Consider the following 23,158-nt stretch of genomic DNA (forward strand, 5'->3'; position numbering starts at 1 on the left):
TCTGAAAAGGCAGAGCCAGCATCAGCACACTGTAAAAACAACGGGTTGCTAATGCCGGCTTTCGCAAATCCTTATGGTTAATAGGGCATTGATTACCCTTTTACGCTACATGAATTTAACTATAATGATTCGACTGCTTACGCGGCACGTCCCGAATTCGTCGTGCTGCTCAAACTAAATGGAGAGGAAGAACATGAGTTATTCACTGCCATCCCTGCCTTACGCATACGACGCACTGGAACCGCATTTCGACAAGCAGACGATGGAGATCCATCACACCAAACACCACCAGACCTATGTGAACAACGCTAACGCCGCGCTGGAAGGTACTGAATTTGCTAATCTGCCGGTAGAAGAGCTGATCACCAAACTGGATCAGCTGCCAGCAGACAAAAAAGGCCCACTGCGTAACAACGCAGGCGGTCACGCTAACCACAGCCTGTTCTGGAAAGGCCTGAAAACCGGTACCACGCTGCAGGGTGACCTGAAAGCGGCTATCGAGAAAGATTTCGGTAGCGTGGAAAAATTCCAGGAAGAGTTCGAGAAAGCCGCTGCGACCCGTTTCGGTTCTGGCTGGGCATGGCTGGTTAAGAAAGGCGACAAACTGGCTGTGGTTTCTACCGCAAACCAGGATAACCCGCTGATGGGTGAAGCGGTTGCCGGCGTTTCTGGCTTCCCGATCATCGGTCTGGATGTGTGGGAACACGCTTACTATCTGAAGTATCAGAACAAGCGTCCTGACTACATCAAAGCGTTCTGGAACGTGGTTAACTGGGACGAAGCGGCAGCCCGCTTCGCTGCTGCTCAGTAAGTTAACAAAGCGTAAACGCAATGAAGATAAACCGGTGAAATTTATTTCGCCGGTTTTTTTTATCTCTATTTTGTGTATTCCAGATTCGGACCCGAAGTCATCAGATATGAGTTTTAATGTTATTCCGCATTAACCTGCCGTTGATATTGACTATGTTATTTTCAGTGACATTCTTGTTTAACTCATTGTGTGTCGCTGACTATGTCAATTATAACTACTCAGGAAAATACGACCGAATCCTCTGCTTCTCTTTTTTTTCAGTTAATTAGCGGGAAATATGTTCCGGATAAACTCTGGAAAAGTAAACGTTTCCGCCTGAAATTTGTGTTAAGAACCTTAATATCGCCACTGACGACGCTGCATTATCTGCACGCGTTGTCGCATTTACCGCAACTCCCGCTGCTGATGAGCACGCAGGGATTGTTGCCCGCTAAGCTGCACCGGCCCTATCTGCGTTCAGGACTGAGCATTGCAGCACGTGCGCAGGCGATACTTGATCATTACAGCCTGATGAATAATCTGGAAAATCCTATGCTGCGCCAGCTGTTGCAAAGCGCTACGGATAATCCACTGGCCACACTGACCGGTAAAAATGGCGAAAACTTTATCCTCTCGTGCAGCTCTGGTTATTTCGACCGGGAAGGGGAAGTGACACTGGTATTGCGTTATAACGACGAAATTATTGCGTCGCTCTCATTTTCTATTCTCAACGAAAATAGCCAGCGCACCCTGTTAATTGGTGGACTACAGGGGCCGCGGAAACATATCAATAATGAGATGATCCGCGAGGCGACCAAAGCGGCTCACGGTCTCTTTCCAAAGCGTCTGTTAATGGAAGCGGTATTTATTGTTGCGAAGCAGTGCGGTGTGGAAAATATTCTGGCGGTAGGTGATGAGACACATGTCTTCCGCAGTCTGCGTTATCGCCATAGCAAAGGGGATAAGTTCTTTGCCAGCTACAGTGAATTCTGGCTGTCGCTGAGCGGTGAAGCGCGCAAAGATGGGATGTTTACTCTGCCGCTGAGCCTGCCGCGCAAGACACTGGAGGAGATCGCCAGTAAGAAGCGGGCAGAGTATCGCCGTCGCTATGAACTGCTGGATGCGCTGGCGGAGCAGGTGTACGCCGCCGCTGGCGAACGCAAAGCCGATGTCGATCAGGCAGCTGCCTGATCGACTCCGTCAGAATGCGGTTTTAGCGAAGCCGGTCATCGCTGTCAGACCCATCTCACGTCCCAGCGCGGTCATTGGATGCACCACCACCAGGCCGCGCACGCTTTTTTTCAGCGCGCCCAGATTTGCCTGCTCTTTCTTGGTAATTTCGCGGCTGAAGCCCATTTTCTGCAGCTTCTGCGCTTCGGCACTGAGTTTTTCAACCCGCTGACCGCGCAGGCGCTCAATCTCAATGACCAGCGCTTCTTTCTCTTTCAGCAACGCGCCCAGTTTCTCGACATCACCCGATTCAAGTAGCTGCGGTTCTTTGCGGTTCAATGCGTCCAGCTTATCGCTGAGAAGTTTGATTTCGTTCTTTTCTTGCTCTTTCATGACAACAACTCGTTGAGGAAAACAGGGCAAGGATACACCAAATCTGGCGCATATTCCCGTTCAGGTTAAGACGAAAAAGGCGCCGTGATGGCGCCTGACAGGATCAGCTACCGGACTTTTTAAACGCCTGCTTCATACTGATGCGCGCGATCAGCTCGGTGAGTGACAGGACCATGGTGGAGCGCACCATCTGCAGATAGCGCTGCTGCTGCATACTGCGCAGCTCGGGATCTTCAGTATTAAACACCGGCGCGGGTGGCCAGGCCGTGACACAGTGCAGTTCCCCAAACGGGCCGAGAATCTCGTCGTCAGTAAAACGATAATCGCCGTGGTCGTGATTCAGCTCTTCGCGCAGCGCCAGCAGCAGTTCACCATCTTCATATTCGTGCCGGCTGATGACGCCAAGTCCGTAAATCAGCTTCAGGCGAACCGAGAGTTCGCCCAAAGGGCCATTACCCAGCAGCAGCGGTTCTACGGCATATTTAACCGCATAGTCATCTTTGCGGAACACCTGCAGCACCAGCAGATTGACGGCTTCAGCCAATAGCTCAACGGCGGCGATCAGAAAGCTTCTCACCGAACGACCGGCGTTCAGGCGCTCAAGCACCCGGTTCTCAAAAGCCTGCTTCTCTTCCATTATTGCCTGCATGGGTTCAATACCGCCGTTGGGCGCAGGCGAACTGCGCCCGGCTTGCGTCACTAACACGTGCGCATTATGCCATAGCGTGCCAGGCGCTCACCACAGAAGCCACCACTTCGCTGTCGGCATCCAGTCCTGAAATCTCAGCCAGCGTAGCCTGCGGGCCTTTTTCTGCCAGCAGCGCGGCCAGTTCCTGTGCCTGCGGGTCCTGATCGCTGTGATAGTGCATGGCAGCAGCAATACCCTGCACCAGGCTGGCGTGCGGTAAACCATACTCCATTGTGCCCAGCGTGGGCTTAATCAGGCGATCGCCCGCGCTGAGTTTACGCAGCGGCTGACGGCCTACGCGCTCAACATCATCTTTCAGATAAGGATTTTCAAAACGACCCAGTATTTTCTGGATATAGGCCGCATGTTTTTCCGCGTCAAAACCGTAACGTTTAATCAGTACCGCGCCACTCTCTTCCATTGCGCCTTTCACTACGGCCCGGATTTTTTCATCAAGGATGGCGTCACGAATGGTCTGGTGACCCGCCAGCTGGCCGAGGTAGGCGGTAATGGCGTGACCGGTGTTCAGGGTGAAGAGTTTACGCTCAACAAAGGCCATCAGATTGTCGGTCAGTTCCATGCCAGGAATGGCTGGCAGGTCACCTTTAAACTGGGTTTGATCGACGATCCATTCGCTAAAGGTTTCAACGGTCACTTCCAGTGGATCGGTGCTGCCTGCTTCAGAAGGGGGCACGATGCGATCGACAGCGGAATCCACAAAGCCGACATGCTCTTCCAGCCAGGCGTGATACTGCGCCGGCAGCGCCTTCAGCACATGCTGTTTTAGCTGGCTGGTGCCGCGCACCATATTCTCACAGGCGATGATATTTAATGGACGGGTGTTACCGTTGTCGCTGCGTTTTGCCAGACCTTTTGCCACACTGGCGGCAATACGCTCCAGAATCTGCGGACCCACGGCGGTGGTAACAAGATCGACGTCAGAGACCAGGGTGATGATCTCATCGCTGGTGCTGTTTACGGCACTGACGCCTTTAACGGTTTCCACTTTGGCCTGTTCGCCAACCACATGAACGGGATACTCATGACGCGCGTTCAGTGCATCCAGCACCGTCTGATTCACATCAGCAAAAACCAGTTCGATACCTGCATCAGCCAGTAATTTGCCGATAAAGCCGCGACCAATGTTTCCTGCTCCGAAATGTAACGCTTTCATAATTTTTGACCCATATCAAATGACGATGGGGCGGGCAAACCCGCCCCAGGAAATCGGGACGGGCATGACCGCCCCAGGGAAAGAATTGCTCTGAATTACGCGACGGCAGGCTTGCCTGACAGCAGATCCAGCACTTCCTGCACGCGGGTGGTGTTCGCCAGCTTCTCAATCACGCTGTCATCATCCAGCGCATTGGTCAGGCTGGTAATCACCTGAATGTGCTCGTTATTACGGGCAGCAATACCAATCACCAGGCGCGCGACGTCGTCTGGCTCTTCGCCAAACAGGACGCCTGCCGGATACTGACAGAACACCACGCCAGTTTTCAGCACGCGATCTTTCGCTTCAACGGTCCCGTGCGGCACCGCAATCGACTCACCGAGGTAGGTCGGCGTCAGTTTTTCACGCGCCAGCATCGCGTCAACATATTCTGGCTCTACATAACCGCCTTTCACCAGCTGTTCACCAGCAAAACGAATCGCCTGTTCTTTGTTGCTGGCGGTCAGGCCGAGGAAGACGTTATCTGCACCCAGTTTAAACAGGTGTGCGTTGCCTTCATCGTAACTGTCAGAGAGCGCAGTGGTGACCGTTTGACGATGCACGTCGCTGCGATTAGCGGCAACCAGACGTTCGGTCAGCGTGCTGTAGAGCGCACTGTCGAGGAAGTTATTCAGCGAGATGTGCTGCGCATGCGGAGCCTGGCGAATAGCACGCTCTGTCAGATCACGATGGGTAATCACCAGATCGACATCGCCTGGCAGGGCATTGATCGCGGTATTCGTCACCGACACATTGCTCAGACCTGCATCCTGCACTTTCTTACGCAGAACACCTGCACCCATGGCGCTTGAGCCCATACCGGCATCACAGGCGACGATAATTTTGCGCACGTGATGCAGCTCGACGCTCATCGCATCGCTGGCGACGGGTGCACCCGCCACGCTCTGGCCTTTCGACTGCGCTTTCATCTCATGCATGCGCTGAGTCGCGGCTTCGATATCGTCATCTTCTTTAACCTTGCTGGTTTTCAGCAGGATAGCGGAAACTACGAAGGAGACGGCGAAAGCGGCAGCAATGGCAGCGATGTTCGCAAAGTAGGCACCCTTTGGTGTCATCGCCAGCACCGCCAGGATTGAACCCGGTGAAGCAGGCGAGACCAGGCCACCGTTCAGCACGGTCAGTGTGAAGACACCCGTCATGCCTCCCAGGATGACCGCCAGCAGCAGGCGAGGCGCCATCAGCACATACGGGAAGTAGATCTCATGGATGCCGCCAAGGAAGTGGATAATTGCCGCACCGCCTGCAGACTGTTTAGCACTACCACGACCAAAGAACATGTAGGCCATCAGCACGCCCATACCCGGACCCGGGTTGGCTTCGATCAGGAAGAAGATCGACTTGCCCGCCTCACTGGCTTGCTGGATACCCAGCGGTGAGAAGATCCCGTGGTTGATGGCGTTGTTCAGGAACAGGATTTTTGCCGGTTCCACGAAGATTGAGGTCAGCGGCAGCAGGTTGTTCTGCACCATCAGATTCACGCCTGCGGCGAGAATGTGTGACAGACCTTCTACCAGCGGACCAATCGCCAGGAACGCCAGCAGTGCCAGAATCATCCCGATAATACCGGCCGAGAAGTTGTTAACCAGCATCTCGAAGCCGCTTTTGATTTTGCCGTCAATCGCCCGGTCAAACGACTTAATTGCCCAGCCGCCCAGTGGACCGGCAATCATTGCACCGAGGAACATCGGCATATCCGCACCGACAATCACACCCATTGTCGTAATTGCACCGACCACACCGCCACGATCGCCGCCCACCAGACGCCCACCGGTAAAACCGATCAGCAGTGGCAGCAGGTAGGTGATCATTGGGCCAACCAGTTTGGCCAGCGTTTCGTTCGGGATCCAGCCAGTTGGAATAAACAGCGCGGTGATGATACCCCAGGCGATGAACGCCCCGATGTTTGGCATCACCATATTACTCAGAAAGCGACCAAAGCTCTGTACTTTGACCTTCACTGATGAGGACATAAACCCACCCCTTATTGAGACGCGCTGCAATAGGAGAGCGCGTTTGTTTTTGTTTAGCCACCCCGACTCGCAGCCGGTGGTATTACTGTATGCACGCGGACTCTATCACGCGAATTTGGCACTGCGTAGCACGTGGGAAAAGTGTGATCTACATCACTGATTAAGGGTGGTGGCAGGGGTGATTAGCGTGACATTGATCACATTTTTATAACGGTTACGTGTTGTTTTGCCTGGTTTTTACGCGTGATAGCTGATTATCTGTGAGTTTGATCACACTAAAAGGGCGGGGGTTTGTTATATAAATGTGACTCAGATCACAAACTATTTTTGGTCGAAAATGCGCCAGATCACACTTTATTCGACAGGCTATCGGATGAGATTAGAAAAGGCGTGGAGACGGGCAGGCGACCTACGCCTGCCCATAAAGCAGATTTACTGCAGGCCACCCTGAACGGCCGCTTGTGCCTGAGGAAGCGCCTGTGCATTCGCGGATAACGTGCTCATTATCGCGTTGTATTGTGAAGCCTGATCCTGCGTCGGGAACTGCACGCCGCCATCATTGAAGCTGACGCGGGTACCCTGAGTTTGCAGGAATTCGCCGGTCTGCACGGCAGCCTGGCTCAGCGCCTGAAGTTTAGGCAGCAGCGGAATCAGCTGATTGGCGGGTACCGTCACCACTTTGTTATAGGCGGTGTCGTAGACTTTTTTCAGATCATCCGTCTGCTTTAGGGCCGCTTTGCTGCTGTCCGCCTGCATTTTTGCGCTCTCAATCTGCTGGGTAACAATGACCAGTGCGCTCGTGGCCTGACGCAGGGAATCACGACGGCTGAGATAATCCTGCGGAACGCGAATGGCAGACAGTTCATCCACCACCGGACGCATCCCCTGTTCAACGGCTTTGTTCGCCTGCTGCGAAAAGCCGTACATGATGGCGTAATCGCTGGCGAAGTTGCCAAAGCTTTGCTTCTGGTTTTCGCTGAGACTAGGGAGATGCTCGCCACTGCGCATCACGGTATTCTGGAGGAAATCAATAAATGCTTTACGCTGCTCGCCTTCTTTGTCACCGCATGCGGTGAGTTGCAGCACGATGAGCGCGCCAGCGAGCATAATGCCGCCGCGTGCCATAAGGCGTGTAAGTCCTGAAGCCATTGGGTCAACTCCTGTCGGTAGTACTGTCTGATGTCCAGGTGGGAATGGCCTAAAGAATAGAACAAACCGCCGTCACGGCACAATGTGAAACCGCCTGTGAAGCAGAGGCTTTCTTAAACGCCGGTGATACAACGGGATCGCCCGCACGTCAGAGCGCGATACGTTTCCTGCCATCATGCGTTAACCTGAACGTCAGTTTAGCGGTATGGCGATCACGGCTGCAGCCTTAAAACACCACCGCCTGACCATCTTTGCGACTCTCGCTGGCTGCAATATAGAAACCCTGCGGATCGCGCACTATCGCCTGCGCGCCACCAAAGTTGTAATTGCTCAGGGGATCTTCCAGTACCACATTGTGCCCCATGCGGCGCAGCGTGCTCAGGGTATTGCGATCGAGTGTCGATTCAAACACCACCTCGCGTCCCTGTACCACCCGCCAGCGCGGCGCATCAATCGCAGCCTGCGGATTCTGGCGGTGCAGCATAATTCGCAGCGCCAGCTGGACATGACCCTGCGCCTGCATCGGGCCACCCATCACACCAAACGCCATCAGCGGCTGACCCTGCTCATCCAGCGCAAAGGCTGGGATGATGGTGTGAAAAGGGCGCTTACCGCCTGCCACCACGTTAGGATGGTCTGGATCGAGTGAAAAGCCCGCCCCACGGTTCTGCAGGCTGATGCCGGTGTCGGGCACCACCACGCCGGAGCCAAAGCCCATGTAGTTAGACTGAATGAATGAGACCATCATACCGCTGGCATCAGCCGTCGCAACATACACCGTGCCGCTCTGCTGCGGTGATCCAAAGCGGAAATCTCCCGCTTTGTCAGGATCAATCAACGCTGCCCGCTGGCGGATATACTCTTTACTCAGCAGTAATGCTGCCGGGAACTCGAGATGATCTTCATCGGTGACATAACGCTCCAGATCAACCAGTGCCAGTTTCATCGCCTCAATGGAGAGATGCAGCCACTGCGGCGAATCAGGCGCATAACGGTTGATCTCCCACGCTTCCAGAATGCCGAGCGCAATCAATGTCGCAATGCCCTGACCGTTAGGCGGCAACTCCTGCACCGATCCCCCGGCAAACGGATGTGACAGCAGGGTAACCCAGTCGGCGCGATGGTTTTTCAAATCGTCCAGCGTCAGCGCCGCGCCATGTTCACGGGCAAAGGCTGTCATCTTCTGCGCCAGTGCACCGCGATAAAAACTTTCACCCTGTGTCTCAGCGATCGTCTGCAGGGTCCGGGCCTGAGCCGGATTGCGGAATAACTCGCCCGCACGGGGTGGACGGCCCTGCGGCGCAAAGCAGTCGATGAAGCCAGGCTGATCCCGCAGCTTGTCATAGCCTCGCTGCCACAGCTGACCAATCAGCGGTGATACCGGAAAACCGTTGCGCGCATAGTCAATTGCGGGTTGCGCCAGTGTGGTCAGCGGTAGGGTCCCGAAGCGCTGCGCCAGCGTGACCCACGCCGAGACGGCACCCGGGACGGTAACGGACTCCCAGCCGGTTTCTGGCATTGCACTCAAACCGGCGAAGCGCTCAGGATGCCACGCGGCGGGCGAACGGCCTGAGGCGTTTAATCCATGCAGCTCGCTGCCGTCCCAGACAATGGCAAACGCATCGCTGCCGATGCCGTTTCCGGTTGGCTCCAGCACAGTTAAGGCGATGGCGGTAGCGACAGCGGCATCTACAGCATTTCCGCCCTGCTGCAGCATCCGTAAGCCCGCCTGCGCCGCCAGCGGTTGTGAGGTCGCCACGGCATTGCGTCCCATCATCGGTACGCGATGAGAAGGGTATCCGACGTCAAAATCTGTTTCTCGCATCGCTCTTCATCCTTTCAGGTGGCAGGTCTCTTTTTACCCGTCATGAGTGCGCAATCACAAGGCTGCACTTTTAGCGCGCATCAGCGCGATTAAGGACGGCTGACTGCACCGGCATGAGGCATCTGCCGTTTCGTTAGAGTGACTGTTGATTTCGCTGACGATATGGCGGCGTTCAGAATAAAATATTTCTCCGCACGTCGCTGTGAGCCGCCGCGCGCCAGGGCTCAGCGGCAAACCAGGACTATTCTTAAATTAATCAGAACTGTGAATATAAGTGTTCATGAAGTAAACCATTGGCGTATATTTTGCAATCACTACCTGAAGAGGTGTAATGCCTCACAGAAATGAGAATGTGCCCGCCAAAAGCTTGATGGCATCCACATAAATAGCAAACACCATTTGATTTTTTTGCCCGCTGTGCAGGCGCAAAAATCAACCGCCTCAGTAGGTTAGAAGCGCTGGAGCGTTTTCGGCACACGTTAGTTAAAAAAATAATTATAAATTGCGCGGCAAATAGTCAGGTCTCTATCCATACTTAGTCTCCCGGCATTTGTTGCATTGTTCTGACACCTTTATAAGCAGTGCACCGCAGGCTGTGTCCCGTAATGGTTTTTCTCATAACAAAAACAAACCCTTGCGGGATCCAGCCTGAACAGGCCCGGTTTCAGAGTCCTGACTTCAGGCTCGTACCTCTCTACTTTCACGTGCTTCATAGTGAGTTTTTAAGGAGTTCTCTATGGAATTAAAAGACCCGATGTTTGAATTGCTCAGCAGCCTTGAGCAGATTGTTTTGACACGTGATGATCGCGCCGCCGAGTTACTTATTCAGCGTCAGCAACCCGCCCAGCCAGAGCCACAGCGTCTGCGCGAAATGACCGGCATGCAGGTTGATGAGTTTGCTAAAGTGATGGGCGTGAGCGTATCTTCCGTGAAAAGCTGGGAAGCCCGGCGTACCCGTCCATCCGCGACGGCGCAGAAACTGATGAAGTTATTACAGGCCAATCCCTATCTGGGACGCCAGTTGCTTGAATAATCAGGCATCATGAAAACACCCGCCGCTGGCGGGTTTTTTTATGCGTGTTTTATGCTGTATTTAGCGGCCTGTTTGACAAACCAGCTCTCCGGCACGCTGTAGGGCGGCTCCCGCAACCGGGCAAGCCCGCTTTCTATGATCGTCGAAGCCTGCTGCCACAACTGTGCATCGCCCTGCTTCAGCAACGCAATCTGTATCTGCTTTTCCACCAGGTAGACCCGCGCAAAGTCAGGATCAAAACGTACAATCGCGCGGGTATTGTCGATGATGTCCGCCAGCTTGATAGTCTGGGCCTCAGGACTGGCGCTGGCCGTATGGCGAAAGTGCGCAAGCTTCCGGGCCGCCCGATTTTTCGCCGTAGCCGGTGCGCTATCGGTCAGCATCTCCACCAGGCTGGCCACGCGCGCGCCAAAGTGGGCTTCGATATCGCTCTGGGTCGTGGAGGTATCTTCTACGGTATCGTGCAGCCAGGCTGCCGCTAACAATGCCTCGTCATGGCTGACGCTGCGCACCAGTTCCACCACCGCGGCCGGATGAACAATATAAGGCTCATCGGTATATTTGCGGCGCTGACCGGCACTGGCATGTGCCTCGGTGGCGAATCGACGCGCCTGTTCTTCCAGTGAATCCAGCATGCTTTTACCCCTGACTAAAAGTTTGCTTGCAATTATCTAGCGCGCTATATATATTGAACACCATGAACTGTGATCAAGATGACAAAAAAGTGAAAACGATGCCACTGTTGGTCGATCAGCAACTCTGCTTTGCGCTTTATTCTGCCAATCTGGCAATGAATAAAGTGTATCGCCAGTTGCTGAGCCAGCTCGACATTACCTATCCACAATATCTGGTGATGCTGGTGTTGTGGCAGAAAGATGATGTTACGGTGTCAGAGATTGGCGAGCAGCTTTTTTTAGACTCGGCAACATTAACGCCACTGCTGAAGCGACTGGAAAGCGCGGGTCTGATTAACCGGCAGCGTACCCGTCAGGATGAACGGCAGGTTGCAGTAACACTGACCGAGGCTGGCCGTGCGCTGCGCGTTAAGGCTGAAGCCATTCCTGAAGCGGTTAAATGTGCCACTGCCTGTGACGATGATGCCCTGCTGGCGCTGAAATTACAGCTTGATGGATTGCGTGATAACCTGATTCAGTCACGATAAATATTGCCGACGGGTGCATTGCACCCGTTGAACCTCACCGCCTGATTACGGTTAAATAAGTAGCAGGCGATTAAATAGTGTAACGGAGAAATGTCATGTCTTTAGAACAAGTGGTTTACCGCGCCAAAGCCAAAGCTACCGGTGGTCGTGATGGTCGTGCAACCTCTTCTGACGGTGTACTGGACGTTAAACTGGGCGTGCCAAAAGAGATGGGCGGTGCAGGCGGCGAAGTGACCAACCCTGAGCAGCTGTTTGCGGCGGGCTATTCTGCCTGCTTCATCGGTGCGATGAAGTTTGTTGCGGGTCGCGACAAAATCGCGATGCCAAAAGATGCGTGGATTGAAGGTGAAGTAGGTATCGGCCCGATCCCCAACGGCTTTGGCATCGAAGCGACGCTGAATATTCACCTGCCGGGAATGGATGAAGCAGAAGCGCAGAAGCTGGTGGATGCGGCACACATCGTGTGTCCTTACTCAAACGCCACTCGCAACAACATCGACGTGACGCTGAACATCATTCGCTAAGCATGCTGCGGGCCTGAATTATCAGGCCCGCACTTTTGCCTGTTATTCAATCCCACACTTCCGTCTCACTGCGTCAGCATGTCCGGTTAATCCTCCGCGCTGTGTACAAAAAATGTGCTAATCAGGTCGACAGCGATTATTATCTGGTCTATAAAACGCCCTCATGCTTTACTGAGCCACCTCGCGTTATAGCCTATAAATCCGTTCAGAATTTTCCTTCATCTTGTCCGGTCCGCTTATTCAGCGAACTCTGCCGCGTTTCGGCAGTCACATAAAAGATTTGGTTAAGCGCTTCACACCGGAGAAACACCTTTTTTCATGAATTATATTAAAACCCTGACTCAGCAGAAGTTATCGTTACTGCTGGCGCTCTACCTCGGTATCTTACTGAATTTACCAATTTTCTATCGTCGTTTTGATGGTTTTCTTTCGCACTCTACGATAACGAACTGGCTGACTGCCGTCACTGAAGTGGTGGCCATTGTGCTGCTGACTTTCTTCCTGATGCGGCTGCTGTCGCTGGGTGGAAAGTGGTTTTATCGCGTGCTGGCCACGCTGATAGTGCTGATTTCCGTTGCCGCTGCTTATTACATGGCATTTTTTAACGTCGTAATTGGCTACGGCATTGTGGCTTCGGTGATGACCACTGATACCGATCTTTCTAAAGAGGTGGTTGGCTACCATTTCATTCTGTGGATGGTGCTGGTCAGCGCGCTGCCGCTGCTGATGATCTGGCGTAATAAGCTGAGCATGACGTTGAATGAGCAGCTGCGCACGCCGGGACAGCGTCTTAAACCCTCCGTGATCATGCTGCTTTGCGTGGCGCTGGTCTGGTTGCCGATTCGCTTTCTGGACAAACTGCAGAAGCAAAACGAAGAGATTACCAACGTCGATCTACCGAGCTACGGCGGTGTCGTGGCACACTCTTATCTTCCTTCAAACTGGCTTGCAGCTGTAGGACTCTTTGCCTGGACCCGCGTGGATGAGACGCTGAATAGCGAGGAATTGCTGGATCCGGCGAAGAAGTTTACCTACGTCGCGCCTGCCGGACTGGACGACACCTATGTGGTGTTTGTGATTGGTGAGACCACCCGCTGGGATCACATGGGGATGCTGGGCTACGAGCGTGACACCACGCCAAAGTTGTCGAAAGAGAAGAATCTTGTGGCGTTCCGGGGCGAATCCTGTGATACCGCGACCAAGCTGTCATTGCGCTGCATGTTCGTACGCGAAGGCGGCACCATGGATAACCCAGGTCGTACGCTGAAAGAGCAGAACGTGTTTGCGGTGATGAAAGAGCTGGGCTTCACGTCTGAGTTGTTTGCGATGCAGAGCGAAGTCTGGTTCTACGACAACATCAATGCCAACAACTTTGCTTTCCGTGAGCAGATTGGTTCAGAGAAGCGTAATCAGGGCAAAGCGGTGGATGACATGCTGCTGGTGCCGGAGATGAAAGCGTCACTGGATCGTTTCCCGAAAGGTAAGCATCTGATCGTGTTGCACACTAAAGGGTCGCACTACCTCTATTCACAGCGTTATCCGCGCAGTTTCGCGAAATATCAGCCGGAATGTATGGGCGTGGATGAGACCTGCAGCAAAGCGCAGTTGATTAACGCTTATGACAACTCGGTGCTGTATGTCGATAGTATGCTGGATAGCGTGCTGGATCAGCTGCGTGATAAGAAGGCGATCGTTTTCTATGCCTCTGATCACGGTGAGTCGATTAGCGAGAATATGCATTTGCACGGCACGCCGCGCGAGATGGCGCCACCTGAGCAGTTCCGCGTGCCCATGATGGTCTGGGCCTCCGATAAGTATCTGGAAGACAGTCAGAACCGCAGCAACTTTGAGCGTTTGCAGGCGCAGCAGCGCGTAGGCCGCACTCATCGCCATGTTGAGTTGTTCGACACCATTCTGGGCTGTCTGGGTTATACCTCGCCAGATGGCGGTATTAACCCCGCCAACAACTGGTGTCAGGCACCGGCAAAAGGTCAGGCTAAAGCGCTGTAATAGTGAGCGAAAAGGGCAGGGCAGGTGGTTGATTACGGGTAACCGCGTGCTTTCCAGGCGATTGGCGGCAAAAGCATAAAAAGCGGTTGACGCTGATCGGGGGTAGCAGTAACATGCGCCCCCATCGGCGAGTAGCGCAGCTTGGTAGCGCAACTGGTTTGGGACCAGTGGGTCGGAGGTTCGAATCCTCTCTCGCCGACCATATTTAAGAAAACCTGTCTGAAAAGACAGGTTTTTTTTCGTCTGTAACAAATGAGGATGAGGACCTCCGAAGGAGGTTTGAGCCGAGCGTAGCGAGACAACGTTGCTTCAGCAACGGCCCGAAGGGCGCTGCTCGAAGAGCAGAGTAATCCTCTCTCGCCGACCATATTTAAGAAAACCTGTCTGAAAAGACAGGTTTTTTTTCGTCTGTAGAAAAGTGATTTGCAGGCAAAGAATTAGCGCTGTGCGGGGTTCAGACGGCTGAAAGATCTAAACCCGAGTGAATCTGACAGCAGCGCATAAATTCAAGGCGGAGGGAACACGGGCAGAGGAGGAAAGCGTCCCACGCCATGGACGGCGTGGGCCGAGCGTCCATGGATGGTTTAAGCGACTTTCCGATCTGCCCGTGTTCCTGAGGCAGATCTCAATCTGACCGCTAAGCATTCACACTCTTATCAGCTGAGCGGGCTTCAGGGAGCATACGCCTTCCGCAAAGACGCAAAAGACGCCATCCCTGGCATGCTCAGCGCGGCCGATTACGCACCTCATCCCTGAGGTGCGCCCGTGGCCGGGCCAACGCATTGCGTTGCTCAAAAACGCTCCCGGCGTTTTTGTCCCTGGCCCGCGATGCTTTGCTACAGGCGTATGCTCCCTTCGCTTCACGTCTGGCAGACGCATCGGGTACTTACATGGGCGCTTCAGAACGCCTGAGAAATCCAAATCATTTTTGTTACCTTCCAGAAAGTTCCAGTAAACCCCATCTTCCGCGCGTTCCACTTACTGACAATAATTATCCCTTCTTTCCCGCTGGCAGGCCTTACCCCATAAGCGATGCGATCATAATTCGCGACACATTCTTCTTATGACCGAAAGCGGCAACATGCTGATTTCTTATGCTTCTTTACCAGCATATTCCGCTGGATGAACGTCATAACGCACGGTGAATCGTTCAGTTATTCAACATTTGCCGGTAAAAGTTTTAAGTTTTTTAGCGGTGAGAATCACTAGCGATAGAGCAGGCTTCCAGCACAATACACGGAATTCAGGTCAGCTCTGCTGTGCATTGTATGGCATTTGGACAGAAACGGTTTTTATTACCGTTGCATGCGATTCCTCACACTCTGTGTAAATAAGTAACCGTTGTATTGACGTTCTTTGCAACTGTTGACAAATTGATGCGTCAATAAATGCGCAGTTACGGAATTTTCTGAATGCATAACCTGCATCTGAAAAAACAAAAAATCGTAGCGCGCGTTAACCACCTGTTCGGTGGTACGCCTGAACCGCATAAAAAAATCAGAGGTCAGGCAATACACACAACATCACATCACAATGGAGCAAACGCATGATCAACTCCCTGGCTAAATCCGGGATGCTGAAGGTCGGTCTGAGCCTGATTGCTATGACTGTCGCCGCCGGTGTTCAGGCAAAAACCCTCGTTTACTGTTCTGAAGGTTCTCCGGAAGGCTTTAACCCGCAGTTGTTCACTTCGGGCACCACCTACGATGCCAGCTCACGTCAGATCTACAACCGACTGGTTGAGTTCACCATCGGCACCACCGAACTGCACGCTGCACTGGCAGAGAAGTGGGATGTCAGCGAAGACGGTAAAACTTACACCTTCCACCTGCGCAAAGGCGTGAAGTGGCAGACCACTAAAGATTTCAAACCGACGCGTGACTTCAACGCGGATGATGTGGTGTTCACCTTTGAGCGTCAGCTGGATAAAAACAACGCCTATCACGGCGTCTCCGGCGGCAGCTACGAATATTTCGAAGGCATGGATATGCCTAAGCTGATCAGCAAAATTGAGAAAGTGGACGACAACACCGTTCGCTTCGTGCTGACCCGTCCTGAATCGCCGTTCCTCGCCGACCTCGGCATGGATTTCGCCTCGATTCTGTCGAAAGAGTACGCAGACAACATGCTGAAAGCGGGTACCCCGCAAAACGTCGACCTGAACCCGGTCGGTACCGGTCCGTTCCAGCTGCTGCAGTACCAGAAAGATTCGCGCATCCTTTACAAAGCTAACCCGAATTACTGGGGCACCAAGCCAAAAATCGATCGCTTAGTCTTCTCCATTACCCCGGATGCTTCAGTGCGTTACGCCAAACTGCAGAAGGGCGAATGCCAGGTCATGCCTTATCCAAATCCGGCTGACATTGCGCGTATGAAGCAGGACAAGAACATCAACCTGTATGAGCAGGCGGGCCTGAACGTCGGCTATCTGTCATACAACGTTGAGAAAAAACCGCTGGATAACCTGAAAGTACGTCAGGCACTGACCATGGCGGTCAACAAAAAGGCGATTATCGACGCCGTTTATCAGGGTGCAGGTCAGCCTGCTAAAAACCTGATCCCACCAACAATGTGGGGCTATAACGACGCGGTGAAAGACTACGCATACGATCCTGAGAAAGCCAAAGCGCTGCTGAAAGAAGCGGGCATGGCAGACGGTTTCTCAATCGACCTGTGGGCAATGCCGGTTCAGCGTCCTTACAACCCGAACGCACGCCGCATGGCTGAAATGATTCAGAGTGACTGGGCGAAGATTGGCGTCAAAGCCAAAATCGTCACCTACGAGTGGGGCGAATATCTGAAGCGCGCCAAAGCGGGCGAGCACCAGACCGTCATGATGGGCTGGACCGGTGACAATGGGGATCCGGATAACTTCCTGGCCACCCTGTTCAGCTGTTCAGCGGCTAAAGATGGCTCTAACTACTCGCGCTGGTGCGATAAGTCCTTCGAGGACCAGATCCAGCCCGCTCGCGCGACTGCCGATCAGGCGAAGCGCATCGAGTACTACAAACAGGCTCAGGTTGTGATGCATGACCAGGTACCGGCGCTGATGATCGCGCACTCAACGGTATACGAACCGGTCAGCAAGAAAGTCTCCGGGTACAAAGTCGATCCGCTGGGCGGACACTACTTTGCTCAGGTAGACATTAAAGAATAATTGTCGCCTTTTCCGGGGCGGCTGCGCGTCGCCCCGGATTTATCTCCCTGTTTTACTGGAAACGGTAGAGGCGCAGCCAGTCTGCGTCGCGGTCGGGCCTACCCGATCGTCAGATGTAAGCAATAACAACCCTCGCGGCGACGGTCGCGCGGACAAGAGAGAACCCGGATTATGCTGCAGTTCATACTCCGACGTCTGGGCCTTGTTATCCCAACGTTTATCGGCATTACATTACTCACCTTCGCGTTTGTTCACATGATCCCCGGCGATCCGGTGCTGATCATGGCGGGCGAGCGCGGTATTTCTCCTGAACGTCATGCACAGTTAATGGCCCTGTTAGGGCTGGATCAGCCACTGTGGAAACAGTACCTGCACTACATTAATGGCGTATTACATGGCGACCTGGGCATTTCACTTAAAAGCCGCATCCCGGTCTGGGATGAGTTTGTTCCGCGCTTCAAAGCGACGCTGGAACTCGGTATCTGCGCCATGATATTTGCCGTGGCCATTGGCATCCCGGTAGGGGTTCTGGCGGCGGTGAAGCGCGGTTCGATTTTCGATCACACCGCTGTGGGAATCTCACTGACCGGCTACTCCATGCCGATCTTCTGGTGGGGCATCATGTTGATCATGCTGGTTTCGGTTCAGTTCAACCTGACACCCGTTTCCGGGCGGGTCGGCGACACCGTCTTCCTGGATGACAGCATGCCACTGACCGGCTTTATGCTCATCGACACCTTCTTCTGGGGTGAGCCGGGCGACTTCCACGATGCGGTCATGCACATGATTCTGCCAGCCATCGTGCTCGGCACCATTCCGCTGGCGGTGATAGTGCGTATGACGCGGTCGGCGATGCTTGAAGTACTGGGTGAAGATTACATCCGTACGGCGCGTGCTAAAGGCCTGACGCGGATGCGTGTGATCGTGGTGCATGCGCTGCGAAACGCCATGCTGCCGGTGGTCACGGTAATTGGTCTGCAGGTCGGCACGCTGCTGGCCGGGGCGATTCTTACCGAAACCATCTTTTCATGGCCGGGTCTGGGTCGCTGGCTGATTGAAGCGTTGCAGCGCCGTGACTATCCGGTGGTGCAGGGCGGCGTGCTGCTGACCGCAGTACTGATCATCGTGGTCAACCTGCTGGTTGATCTGCTGTATGGCGTGGTTAACCCGCGCATACGTCACAAGAAATAAGGGGGCATCATGTCTGTTGTTGATCCCGGCAGCGTTACCGTTGCACCCACGCCGATGACCCCGTTCCAGGAATTCTGGCACTACTTTAAACGTAACAAAGGCGCCGTTGTGGGCCTGGTCTACATCATCATTGTATTGCTGTGCGCTATCTTTGCCGATGTACTGGCCCCGCATGCACCTGCTGAGCAGTTCCGCGATGCGCTGCTGCATCCGCCGGTCTGGCAGGAAGGCGGTAACTGGAGCTACATCCTGGGCACCGACGACGTGGGCCGCGATGTGCTGTCGCGTCTGATGTACGGTGCGCGCCTGTCACTGCTGGTGGGCTGTCTGGTCGTGGTGCTGTCACTGATTTTCGGCGTGATATTTGGCCTGCTGGCCGGTTATCTCGGCGGCGTGGTCGATGCCATCATCATGCGTGTAGTCGATATCATGCTGGCGCTGCCAAGTCTGCTGCTGGCGCTGGTGCTGGTCGCCATCTTTGGCCCCTCAATCGTCAACGCCTCCATCGCGCTGACCTTTGTGGCACTGCCGCACTATATCCGTCTGACCCGCGCGGCGGTGCTGGTCGAAGTGAACCGCGACTATGTCACCGCTTCCGGCGTGGCCGGTGCGGGTATGCTGCGCCAGATGTTCGTGAATATTCTGCCTAACTGCCTTGCACCGCTGATCGTGCAGGCGTCATTAGGTTTCTCCAACGCCATTCTCGATATGGCGGCGCTGGGCTTTCTCGGTATGGGTGCGCAACCGCCAACGCCGGAGTGGGGCACCATGCTCTCCGACGTTCTGCAGTATGCGCAAAGTGCCTGGTGGGTAGTGACCTTCCCTGGATTGGTCATTCTGCTTACCGTGCTGGCATTTAACCTGATGGGCGATGGTTTGCGTGATGCCCTCGACCCGAAACTCAAGCAGTAAAGAGGCACCGAGATGGCGTTATTAAATGTAGACAAACTATCGGTGCATTTCGGCGACGATAAAGCACCGTTCCGTGCGGTTGACCGCATCAGTTATCAGGTAGAGCAGGGCCAGGTTGTGGGTATCGTGGGCGAGTCTGGCTCCGGTAAATCAGTCAGTTCGCTGGCGATCATGGGGCTGATCGATTTCCCCGGCAAAGTGATGGCTGAGAAGCTGGAGTTCAACCAGCGCGACCTGCAACACATCTCCGAACGCGAGCGCCGCCAGCTGGTGGGTGCAGAAGTGGCGATGATTTTTCAGGACCCGATGACCAGCCTGAATCCCTGCTACACCGTGGGTTTCCAGATTATGGAAGCGATCAAGGTGCATCAGGGCGGCAATAAACGCACGCGGCGTCAGCGGGCAATCGACCTGCTGAATCAGGTCGGTATTCCCGATCCTGCGTCACGTCTCGATGTCTATCCGCACCAGCTGTCGGGCGGCATGAGCCAGCGTGTGATGATTGCGATGGCGATCGCCTGCCGGCCAAAGCTGCTCATCGCCGATGAGCCGACCACAGCGCTCGACGTGACTATCCAGGCACAGATCATCGAACTGCTGCTGGAGTTACAGCGGCAGGAGAACATGGCGCTGATTCTGATTACGCACGATCTGGCGTTAGTGGCAGAAGCGGCTCACCACATTATCGTGATGTATGCCGGTCAGGTGGTGGAGAGCGGCAAAGCGACCGATATTTTCAAAGCGCCGCGCCATCCCTATACGCAGGCGCTGCTGCGTGCGTTGCCAGAGTTTGCGGCGGATAAAGCGCGTCTGGCCTCGCTGCCGGGCGTCGTGCCGGGTAAATATGATCGCCCGGTTGGCTGTCTGCTGAATCCACGCTGCCCTTATGCGACTGACCTTTGTCGTCAGGAAGAACCTGAACTGCGCACCATTCCAGGACGCCAGTCCAAGTGTCACTATCCGCTGGACGATGCCGGGAGACCCACTTATGAGTCATGAAATTAAGAAAGATCAGTTTCTGTTACAGGCGATTGATCTGAAGAAGCACTACCCGGTGAAGAAGGGACTGTTTGGTCAGGAGCGTCTGGTCAAGGCACTTGATGGCGTCTCTTTTAATCTGGAACGCGGTAAAACGCTGGCAGTGGTTGGCGAGTCAGGCTGTGGTAAATCCACGCTGGGCCGACTGCTGACCATGATTGAAACCCCGACCGAAGGGCAGCTCTACTGGCACGGTCAGGATCTGCTGAAACACGATCCTCAGGCGCAGAAGCTGCGTCGTCAGAAAATCCAGATCGTGTTCCAGAACCCGTATGGCTCACTCAATCCGCGTAAAAAAGTGAGCCAGATTCTGGAAGAGCCGTTGGTGATCAATACCATGCTTACCAAAGCGGAACGTCGCGAGAAGACGCTGGAAATGATGGCGAAAGTCGGCCTGAAAACTGAACATTATGACCGCTATCCACACATGTTCTCCGGTGGACAGCGCCAGCGTATCGCGATTGCGCGCGGGCTGATGCTCGATCCGGACGTGCTGATTGCTGATGAGCCAGTTTCGGCGCTCGACGTGTCGGTGCGTGCTCAGGTGCTGAACCTGATGATGGATCTGCAGCAGGATATGGGCCTCTCATACGTCTTTATCTCGCACGATTTATCCGTGGTAGAACACATAGCCGATGAGGTAATGGTGATGTACCTCGGCCGTTGCGTAGAAAAGGGCAGTAAAGAGGCGATTTTCGCAAATCCGCGCCATCCTTATACCCAGGCTTTACTGTCAGCGACACCGCGTCTTAATCCTGACGACCGTCGTGAGCGTATTAAGCTGACCGGCGAGCTGCCAAGCCCGCTGAATCCGCCACCAGGCTGCGCCTTTAATGCACGCTGCCATCGGCGTTTCAGCACCTGTGTACAGCTGCAGCCAAAGTTGAAAAACTATGGCGGGCAGGAAATTGCCTGCTTCGCGGTTGATCAGGATGAGAATCAGCCGGTTGGGGTGGCAGAAAACGTCAGCTGAGCAATCATCTGGCATCCAGCCGAAGGCTCCTTTCTGGAGCCTTTTTTTATCTCAATTCAGTGGCAAGCCGCACCGCTGGCGGTTCCGCACTCATATTCTGATTATTTCCCTCCTGTTTTCTTTACCACTTTTAACCTGTTTTTTTCTGGTGATATTTTCAGCGGAAAAAGATAAATGCCATCAATCCCTCATGGTGGCGAGCGGCTTTTTGCTGCACCTGAATGGCCTTATCGCTGTTAAATACGCTGTTTGGTATGAGTCCTTCTGGCTGGGCCATTCGTTGCCACAGCGGCTATTTCCGCAAAATTTTAAAAAATATCCAGACAATTTAACTTAAATTTAATTTATTAATTATCTGGGGTTATACGCTAAGAATGGCTTTTAGTCGGCAGGGTTTAATCTTTATGATTAAACTATTTTATTGAATTTGCTCTTTTTGTAATCAGGTTTTTCTGACTGACATTCAAGGGATGTGTTATATTCCAGGAAAATTCCCCCCTTGTTGCAGGCCACGGTCAATGAAGAATAATTACGATGATTTGCAGCGTTTTAAAGAGAAAACGCAAACGCTTGACATCGACTTTAAAGATATGTCTGGCCAGACGCAGGAAGCGGCGGAACACAGTAAATGGGCATTGATTCGTCAGCTGGCGAAAGAAGAACAGCAGACGCCATTGGGCAGCGGTCAGCGTATCGACCTGCCTCAACCTCAGCCGCTGCGCGGTGATGAGTTCACTGCTCCTCTGCCTGACGCTCCTGCACGACCTGCGACCCTGAATGTGCAACCGGCAATGGCTGCCCGCACGTCGATTCTCGATAGCCTGTCAGGCAGCAGCCTGACAGCAACCAGTGCCGCTGAACGCGGTCCTTCGTCACTTTTTCCGCTACCGCCGCCACCACGACCACAAGTGGCTGAGCCTGTTGCTGCCCTTCGTGCAGAGCCCGTCCTGCGCGCCCCGGTGGCGGATCGACAGCCTGTCATCTCGCCCTCCGCCCCCCATTCTGAACCCGAACGGTTTGGCGCGCTGTTCCGCTCGCGCGATGTGACTCTGCCGAAAGAAACCTTACTCAAACCGTTACTGGAGAAGATTGCGTTATGCCGTTAGTTTGTGTGTGCTCGCCGAAGGGAGGCGTGGGAAAAACGACGCTGGCGGCGAATCTGGCCTGGAGTCTGGCACGTTCCGGTAGCAAAGTTCTGGCGATTGATTTTGATGTGCAGAATGCATTGCGTCTGCACTTTGGCGTGCCGCTTCATGATGGTCGTGGATTTGTAGCGCGCTCAGAAGAGCAGGCGGACTGGAGCCAGTCAATTCTCACCACCGGCGGCAATATTTTTGTCCTGCCTTATGGCGACGTCACCGAGCCCCAACGTGAACGGTTCGAAGAGAACCTGATGAAAGATCCCCACTTTATTAAACGCGGTCTGGATACGGTGCTCAATTATCCCGGCCTGGTAATTGTGGCTGATTTTCCGCCTGGTCCCGGTCCTGCCCTTAAAGCAATGACGGCGCTGGCCGATATGCATTTAGTGGTGATGTTAGCGGATACCGCGTCAGTGTCGTTATTACCGCAGATTGAAGAGAACCGGATGACCGGTAAACCGCTCAATAATAAGCAGGGTCACTATTTTATCCTGAACCAGTGCGACAACCGCCGGAATATTAATCGCGATGTCACCGCATTTATGCAGCAGCGTCTGGGCGATAACTTACTGGGCGTGGTTCACCGTGATGAAAGCGTGGGTGAAGCCAATGCTTCCCAGCAGTCTGTTTATGATTTCAGCCCGGCTTCGGCAGCGGCATTTGATATTGAACTGATCGCGAAGCGTGTCAGCAGCATTCTGAATATCACCGTGGGTAATGGCGAAGTTCAGGCTCCCATCCGCACAAACCACTATTAGCCGACTTCTGCAGGCGACTATCTAACACAGCTCTTCTCA

General features: G+C 53.8%; 21 protein-coding genes, 1 tRNA gene and 1 other RNA gene. 16 read left to right on the forward strand and 7 right to left on the reverse strand.

Annotated features, from left to right (window positions below; translation table 11 throughout):
• The first annotated feature begins 193 nt into the window (after window positions 1–193).
• Both sodA and Q7C21_RS11535 read left to right on the forward strand, forming a co-directional pair.
• On the forward strand, window positions 194–811 hold the full coding sequence (sodA, locus tag Q7C21_RS11530) for a superoxide dismutase [Mn] (protein WP_008926407.1): 618 nt from the start codon (window positions 194–196) through the stop codon (window positions 809–811).
• Window positions 812–1,012: 201 nt separating this feature from the next.
• Window positions 1,013–1,981, forward strand: a complete 969-nt coding sequence (locus Q7C21_RS11535; RefSeq protein WP_003848028.1) for a VirK/YbjX family protein — start codon at window positions 1,013–1,015, stop codon at window positions 1,979–1,981.
• Between the two features lie 9 nt (window positions 1,982–1,990).
• On the opposite strand, the gene Q7C21_RS11540 is transcribed toward Q7C21_RS11535, so the two are convergent.
• From Q7C21_RS11540 to Q7C21_RS11565, 6 genes are all read right to left on the reverse strand, one after another.
• The gene (locus tag Q7C21_RS11540) at window positions 1,991–2,353 is read right to left on the reverse strand and encodes a YibL family ribosome-associated protein (RefSeq protein WP_003848030.1); all 363 of its coding nucleotides are present in this window, start codon (window positions 2,351–2,353) and stop codon (window positions 1,991–1,993) included.
• A 103-nt stretch (window positions 2,354–2,456) separates the two neighbouring features.
• Window positions 2,457–3,002: a mannitol operon repressor MtlR gene (gene mtlR / locus Q7C21_RS11545; protein WP_181162247.1), complete on the reverse strand. Its 546-nt coding sequence runs from the start codon at window positions 3,000–3,002 to the stop codon at window positions 2,457–2,459.
• Window positions 3,003–3,066: 64 nt separating this feature from the next.
• Window positions 3,067–4,215 (reverse strand): mannitol-1-phosphate 5-dehydrogenase, encoded by a 1,149-nt coding sequence (mtlD, locus tag Q7C21_RS11550; RefSeq protein WP_140916058.1) that lies wholly within the window; start codon window positions 4,213–4,215, stop codon window positions 3,067–3,069.
• 95 nt (window positions 4,216–4,310) lie between these two features.
• Entirely contained in the window at window positions 4,311–6,245 is a 1,935-nt protein-coding gene (locus tag Q7C21_RS11555) for a PTS mannitol transporter subunit IICBA (RefSeq protein WP_003848039.1), read from the reverse strand.
• A gap of 432 nt (window positions 6,246–6,677) precedes the next feature.
• Window positions 6,678–7,394, reverse strand: coding sequence for a DUF3053 domain-containing protein (locus Q7C21_RS11560; protein WP_008926411.1), 717 nt, complete (start codon window positions 7,392–7,394; stop codon window positions 6,678–6,680).
• A 226-nt stretch (window positions 7,395–7,620) separates the two neighbouring features.
• Window positions 7,621–9,219 (reverse strand): gamma-glutamyltransferase family protein, encoded by a 1,599-nt coding sequence (locus tag Q7C21_RS11565; protein WP_003848043.1) that lies wholly within the window; start codon window positions 9,217–9,219, stop codon window positions 7,621–7,623.
• A gap of 736 nt (window positions 9,220–9,955) precedes the next feature.
• Here Q7C21_RS11565 and Q7C21_RS11570 point away from each other — a divergent pair.
• The gene (locus tag Q7C21_RS11570; RefSeq protein ID WP_003848045.1) at window positions 9,956–10,252 is read left to right on the forward strand and encodes an HTH-type transcriptional regulator; all 297 of its coding nucleotides are present in this window, start codon (window positions 9,956–9,958) and stop codon (window positions 10,250–10,252) included.
• A 38-nt stretch (window positions 10,253–10,290) separates the two neighbouring features.
• On the opposite strand, the gene Q7C21_RS11575 is transcribed toward Q7C21_RS11570, so the two are convergent.
• Window positions 10,291–10,887, reverse strand: a complete 597-nt coding sequence (locus Q7C21_RS11575) for an HD domain-containing protein (RefSeq protein ID WP_008926412.1) — start codon at window positions 10,885–10,887, stop codon at window positions 10,291–10,293.
• Window positions 10,888–10,949: 62 nt separating this feature from the next.
• Between Q7C21_RS11575 and Q7C21_RS11580 the strand changes: the two genes are divergently transcribed.
• From Q7C21_RS11580 to bcsQ, 13 genes are all read left to right on the forward strand, one after another.
• A complete protein-coding gene (locus Q7C21_RS11580) occupies window positions 10,950–11,414 on the forward strand; it encodes a MarR family winged helix-turn-helix transcriptional regulator (RefSeq protein WP_003848049.1) in 465 nt (154 codons plus the stop codon).
• Window positions 11,415–11,509: 95 nt separating this feature from the next.
• Window positions 11,510–11,938: an organic hydroperoxide resistance protein gene (locus tag Q7C21_RS11585; protein ID WP_003848051.1), complete on the forward strand. Its 429-nt coding sequence runs from the start codon at window positions 11,510–11,512 to the stop codon at window positions 11,936–11,938.
• Between the two features lie 318 nt (window positions 11,939–12,256).
• Window positions 12,257–13,948 carry a kdo(2)-lipid A phosphoethanolamine 7''-transferase gene (eptB, locus tag Q7C21_RS11590; RefSeq protein ID WP_008926413.1) on the forward strand — a complete coding sequence of 564 codons (1,692 nt, stop codon included), beginning with the start codon at window positions 12,257–12,259 and terminating at the stop codon, window positions 13,946–13,948.
• 125 nt (window positions 13,949–14,073) lie between these two features.
• Window positions 14,074–14,150 (forward strand) — tRNA-Pro (locus tag Q7C21_RS11595).
• A gap of 35 nt (window positions 14,151–14,185) precedes the next feature.
• Window positions 14,186–14,315: non-coding RNA, RtT sRNA (locus Q7C21_RS11600), on the forward strand.
• Window positions 14,316–15,494: 1,179 nt separating this feature from the next.
• Complete coding sequence (gene dppA, locus Q7C21_RS11605; protein ID WP_003852001.1) at window positions 15,495–17,105, forward strand: dipeptide ABC transporter periplasmic-binding protein DppA; 1,611 nt, start codon at window positions 15,495–15,497, stop codon at window positions 17,103–17,105.
• Window positions 17,106–17,276: 171 nt separating this feature from the next.
• The gene (gene dppB, locus Q7C21_RS11610) at window positions 17,277–18,296 is read left to right on the forward strand and encodes a dipeptide ABC transporter permease DppB (RefSeq protein ID WP_003852000.1); all 1,020 of its coding nucleotides are present in this window, start codon (window positions 17,277–17,279) and stop codon (window positions 18,294–18,296) included.
• Between the two features lie 9 nt (window positions 18,297–18,305).
• A complete protein-coding gene (gene dppC, locus Q7C21_RS11615; RefSeq protein WP_003851999.1) occupies window positions 18,306–19,208 on the forward strand; it encodes a dipeptide ABC transporter permease DppC in 903 nt (300 codons plus the stop codon).
• Window positions 19,209–19,220: 12 nt separating this feature from the next.
• Window positions 19,221–20,207, forward strand: a complete 987-nt coding sequence (gene dppD / locus Q7C21_RS11620) for a dipeptide ABC transporter ATP-binding protein (protein WP_003851998.1) — start codon at window positions 19,221–19,223, stop codon at window positions 20,205–20,207.
• The gene (gene dppF, locus Q7C21_RS11625) at window positions 20,197–21,219 is read left to right on the forward strand and encodes a dipeptide ABC transporter ATP-binding subunit DppF (RefSeq protein ID WP_140916060.1); all 1,023 of its coding nucleotides are present in this window, start codon (window positions 20,197–20,199) and stop codon (window positions 21,217–21,219) included. Before dppD ends, dppF begins: the two co-directional genes overlap by 11 nt.
• The gene (locus Q7C21_RS11630; RefSeq protein WP_154926830.1) at window positions 21,179–21,556 is read left to right on the forward strand and encodes a hypothetical protein; all 378 of its coding nucleotides are present in this window, start codon (window positions 21,179–21,181) and stop codon (window positions 21,554–21,556) included. Before dppF ends, Q7C21_RS11630 begins: the two co-directional genes overlap by 41 nt.
• Before the next feature lie 181 nt (window positions 21,557–21,737).
• The gene (gene bcsO, locus Q7C21_RS11635) at window positions 21,738–22,325 is read left to right on the forward strand and encodes a cellulose biosynthesis protein BcsO (RefSeq protein ID WP_039658637.1); all 588 of its coding nucleotides are present in this window, start codon (window positions 21,738–21,740) and stop codon (window positions 22,323–22,325) included.
• Entirely contained in the window at window positions 22,316–23,119 is an 804-nt protein-coding gene (gene bcsQ / locus Q7C21_RS11640; RefSeq protein ID WP_039658636.1) for a cellulose biosynthesis protein BcsQ, read from the forward strand. Before bcsO ends, bcsQ begins: the two co-directional genes overlap by 10 nt.
• Window positions 23,120–23,158 lie beyond the last annotated feature (39 nt).

The sequence above is a fragment of the Pantoea sp. ANP04 genome (assembly GCF_041982285.1).
In the GTDB taxonomy this organism is placed as follows: Bacteria; Pseudomonadota; Gammaproteobacteria; order Enterobacterales; family Enterobacteriaceae; genus Pantoea; species Pantoea eucalypti.

What these genes read in the sequence shown, in the direction of transcription:
- sodA (WP_008926407.1), top strand. Translation starts at nt 194, where the DNA reads ATGAGTTATTCACTGCCATCCCTGCCTTACGCATACGACGCACTGGAA.
- Q7C21_RS11535 (WP_003848028.1), top strand. Translation starts at nt 1,013, where the DNA reads ATGTCAATTATAACTACTCAGGAAAATACGACCGAATCCTCTGCTTCT.
- Q7C21_RS11540 (WP_003848030.1), bottom strand. Translation starts at nt 2,353, where the DNA reads ATGAAAGAGCAAGAAAAGAACGAAATCAAACTTCTCAGCGATAAGCTG.
- mtlR (WP_181162247.1), bottom strand. Translation starts at nt 3,002, where the DNA reads ATGCAGGCAATAATGGAAGAGAAGCAGGCTTTTGAGAACCGGGTGCTT.
- mtlD (WP_140916058.1), bottom strand. Translation starts at nt 4,215, where the DNA reads ATGAAAGCGTTACATTTCGGAGCAGGAAACATTGGTCGCGGCTTTATC.
- Q7C21_RS11555 (WP_003848039.1), bottom strand. Translation starts at nt 6,245, where the DNA reads ATGTCCTCATCAGTGAAGGTCAAAGTACAGAGCTTTGGTCGCTTTCTG.
- Q7C21_RS11560 (WP_008926411.1), bottom strand. Translation starts at nt 7,394, where the DNA reads ATGGCTTCAGGACTTACACGCCTTATGGCACGCGGCGGCATTATGCTC.
- Q7C21_RS11565 (WP_003848043.1), bottom strand. Translation starts at nt 9,219, where the DNA reads ATGCGAGAAACAGATTTTGACGTCGGATACCCTTCTCATCGCGTACCG.
- Q7C21_RS11570 (WP_003848045.1), top strand. Translation starts at nt 9,956, where the DNA reads ATGGAATTAAAAGACCCGATGTTTGAATTGCTCAGCAGCCTTGAGCAG.
- Q7C21_RS11575 (WP_008926412.1), bottom strand. Translation starts at nt 10,887, where the DNA reads ATGCTGGATTCACTGGAAGAACAGGCGCGTCGATTCGCCACCGAGGCA.
- Q7C21_RS11580 (WP_003848049.1), top strand. Translation starts at nt 10,950, where the DNA reads ATGAACTGTGATCAAGATGACAAAAAAGTGAAAACGATGCCACTGTTG.
- Q7C21_RS11585 (WP_003848051.1), top strand. Translation starts at nt 11,510, where the DNA reads ATGTCTTTAGAACAAGTGGTTTACCGCGCCAAAGCCAAAGCTACCGGT.
- eptB (WP_008926413.1), top strand. Translation starts at nt 12,257, where the DNA reads ATGAATTATATTAAAACCCTGACTCAGCAGAAGTTATCGTTACTGCTG.
- dppA (WP_003852001.1), top strand. Translation starts at nt 15,495, where the DNA reads ATGATCAACTCCCTGGCTAAATCCGGGATGCTGAAGGTCGGTCTGAGC.
- dppB (WP_003852000.1), top strand. Translation starts at nt 17,277, where the DNA reads ATGCTGCAGTTCATACTCCGACGTCTGGGCCTTGTTATCCCAACGTTT.
- dppC (WP_003851999.1), top strand. Translation starts at nt 18,306, where the DNA reads ATGTCTGTTGTTGATCCCGGCAGCGTTACCGTTGCACCCACGCCGATG.
- dppD (WP_003851998.1), top strand. Translation starts at nt 19,221, where the DNA reads ATGGCGTTATTAAATGTAGACAAACTATCGGTGCATTTCGGCGACGAT.
- dppF (WP_140916060.1), top strand. Translation starts at nt 20,197, where the DNA reads ATGAGTCATGAAATTAAGAAAGATCAGTTTCTGTTACAGGCGATTGAT.
- Q7C21_RS11630 (WP_154926830.1), top strand. Translation starts at nt 21,179, where the DNA reads ATGAGAATCAGCCGGTTGGGGTGGCAGAAAACGTCAGCTGAGCAATCA.
- bcsO (WP_039658637.1), top strand. Translation starts at nt 21,738, where the DNA reads ATGAAGAATAATTACGATGATTTGCAGCGTTTTAAAGAGAAAACGCAA.
- bcsQ (WP_039658636.1), top strand. Translation starts at nt 22,316, where the DNA reads ATGCCGTTAGTTTGTGTGTGCTCGCCGAAGGGAGGCGTGGGAAAAACG.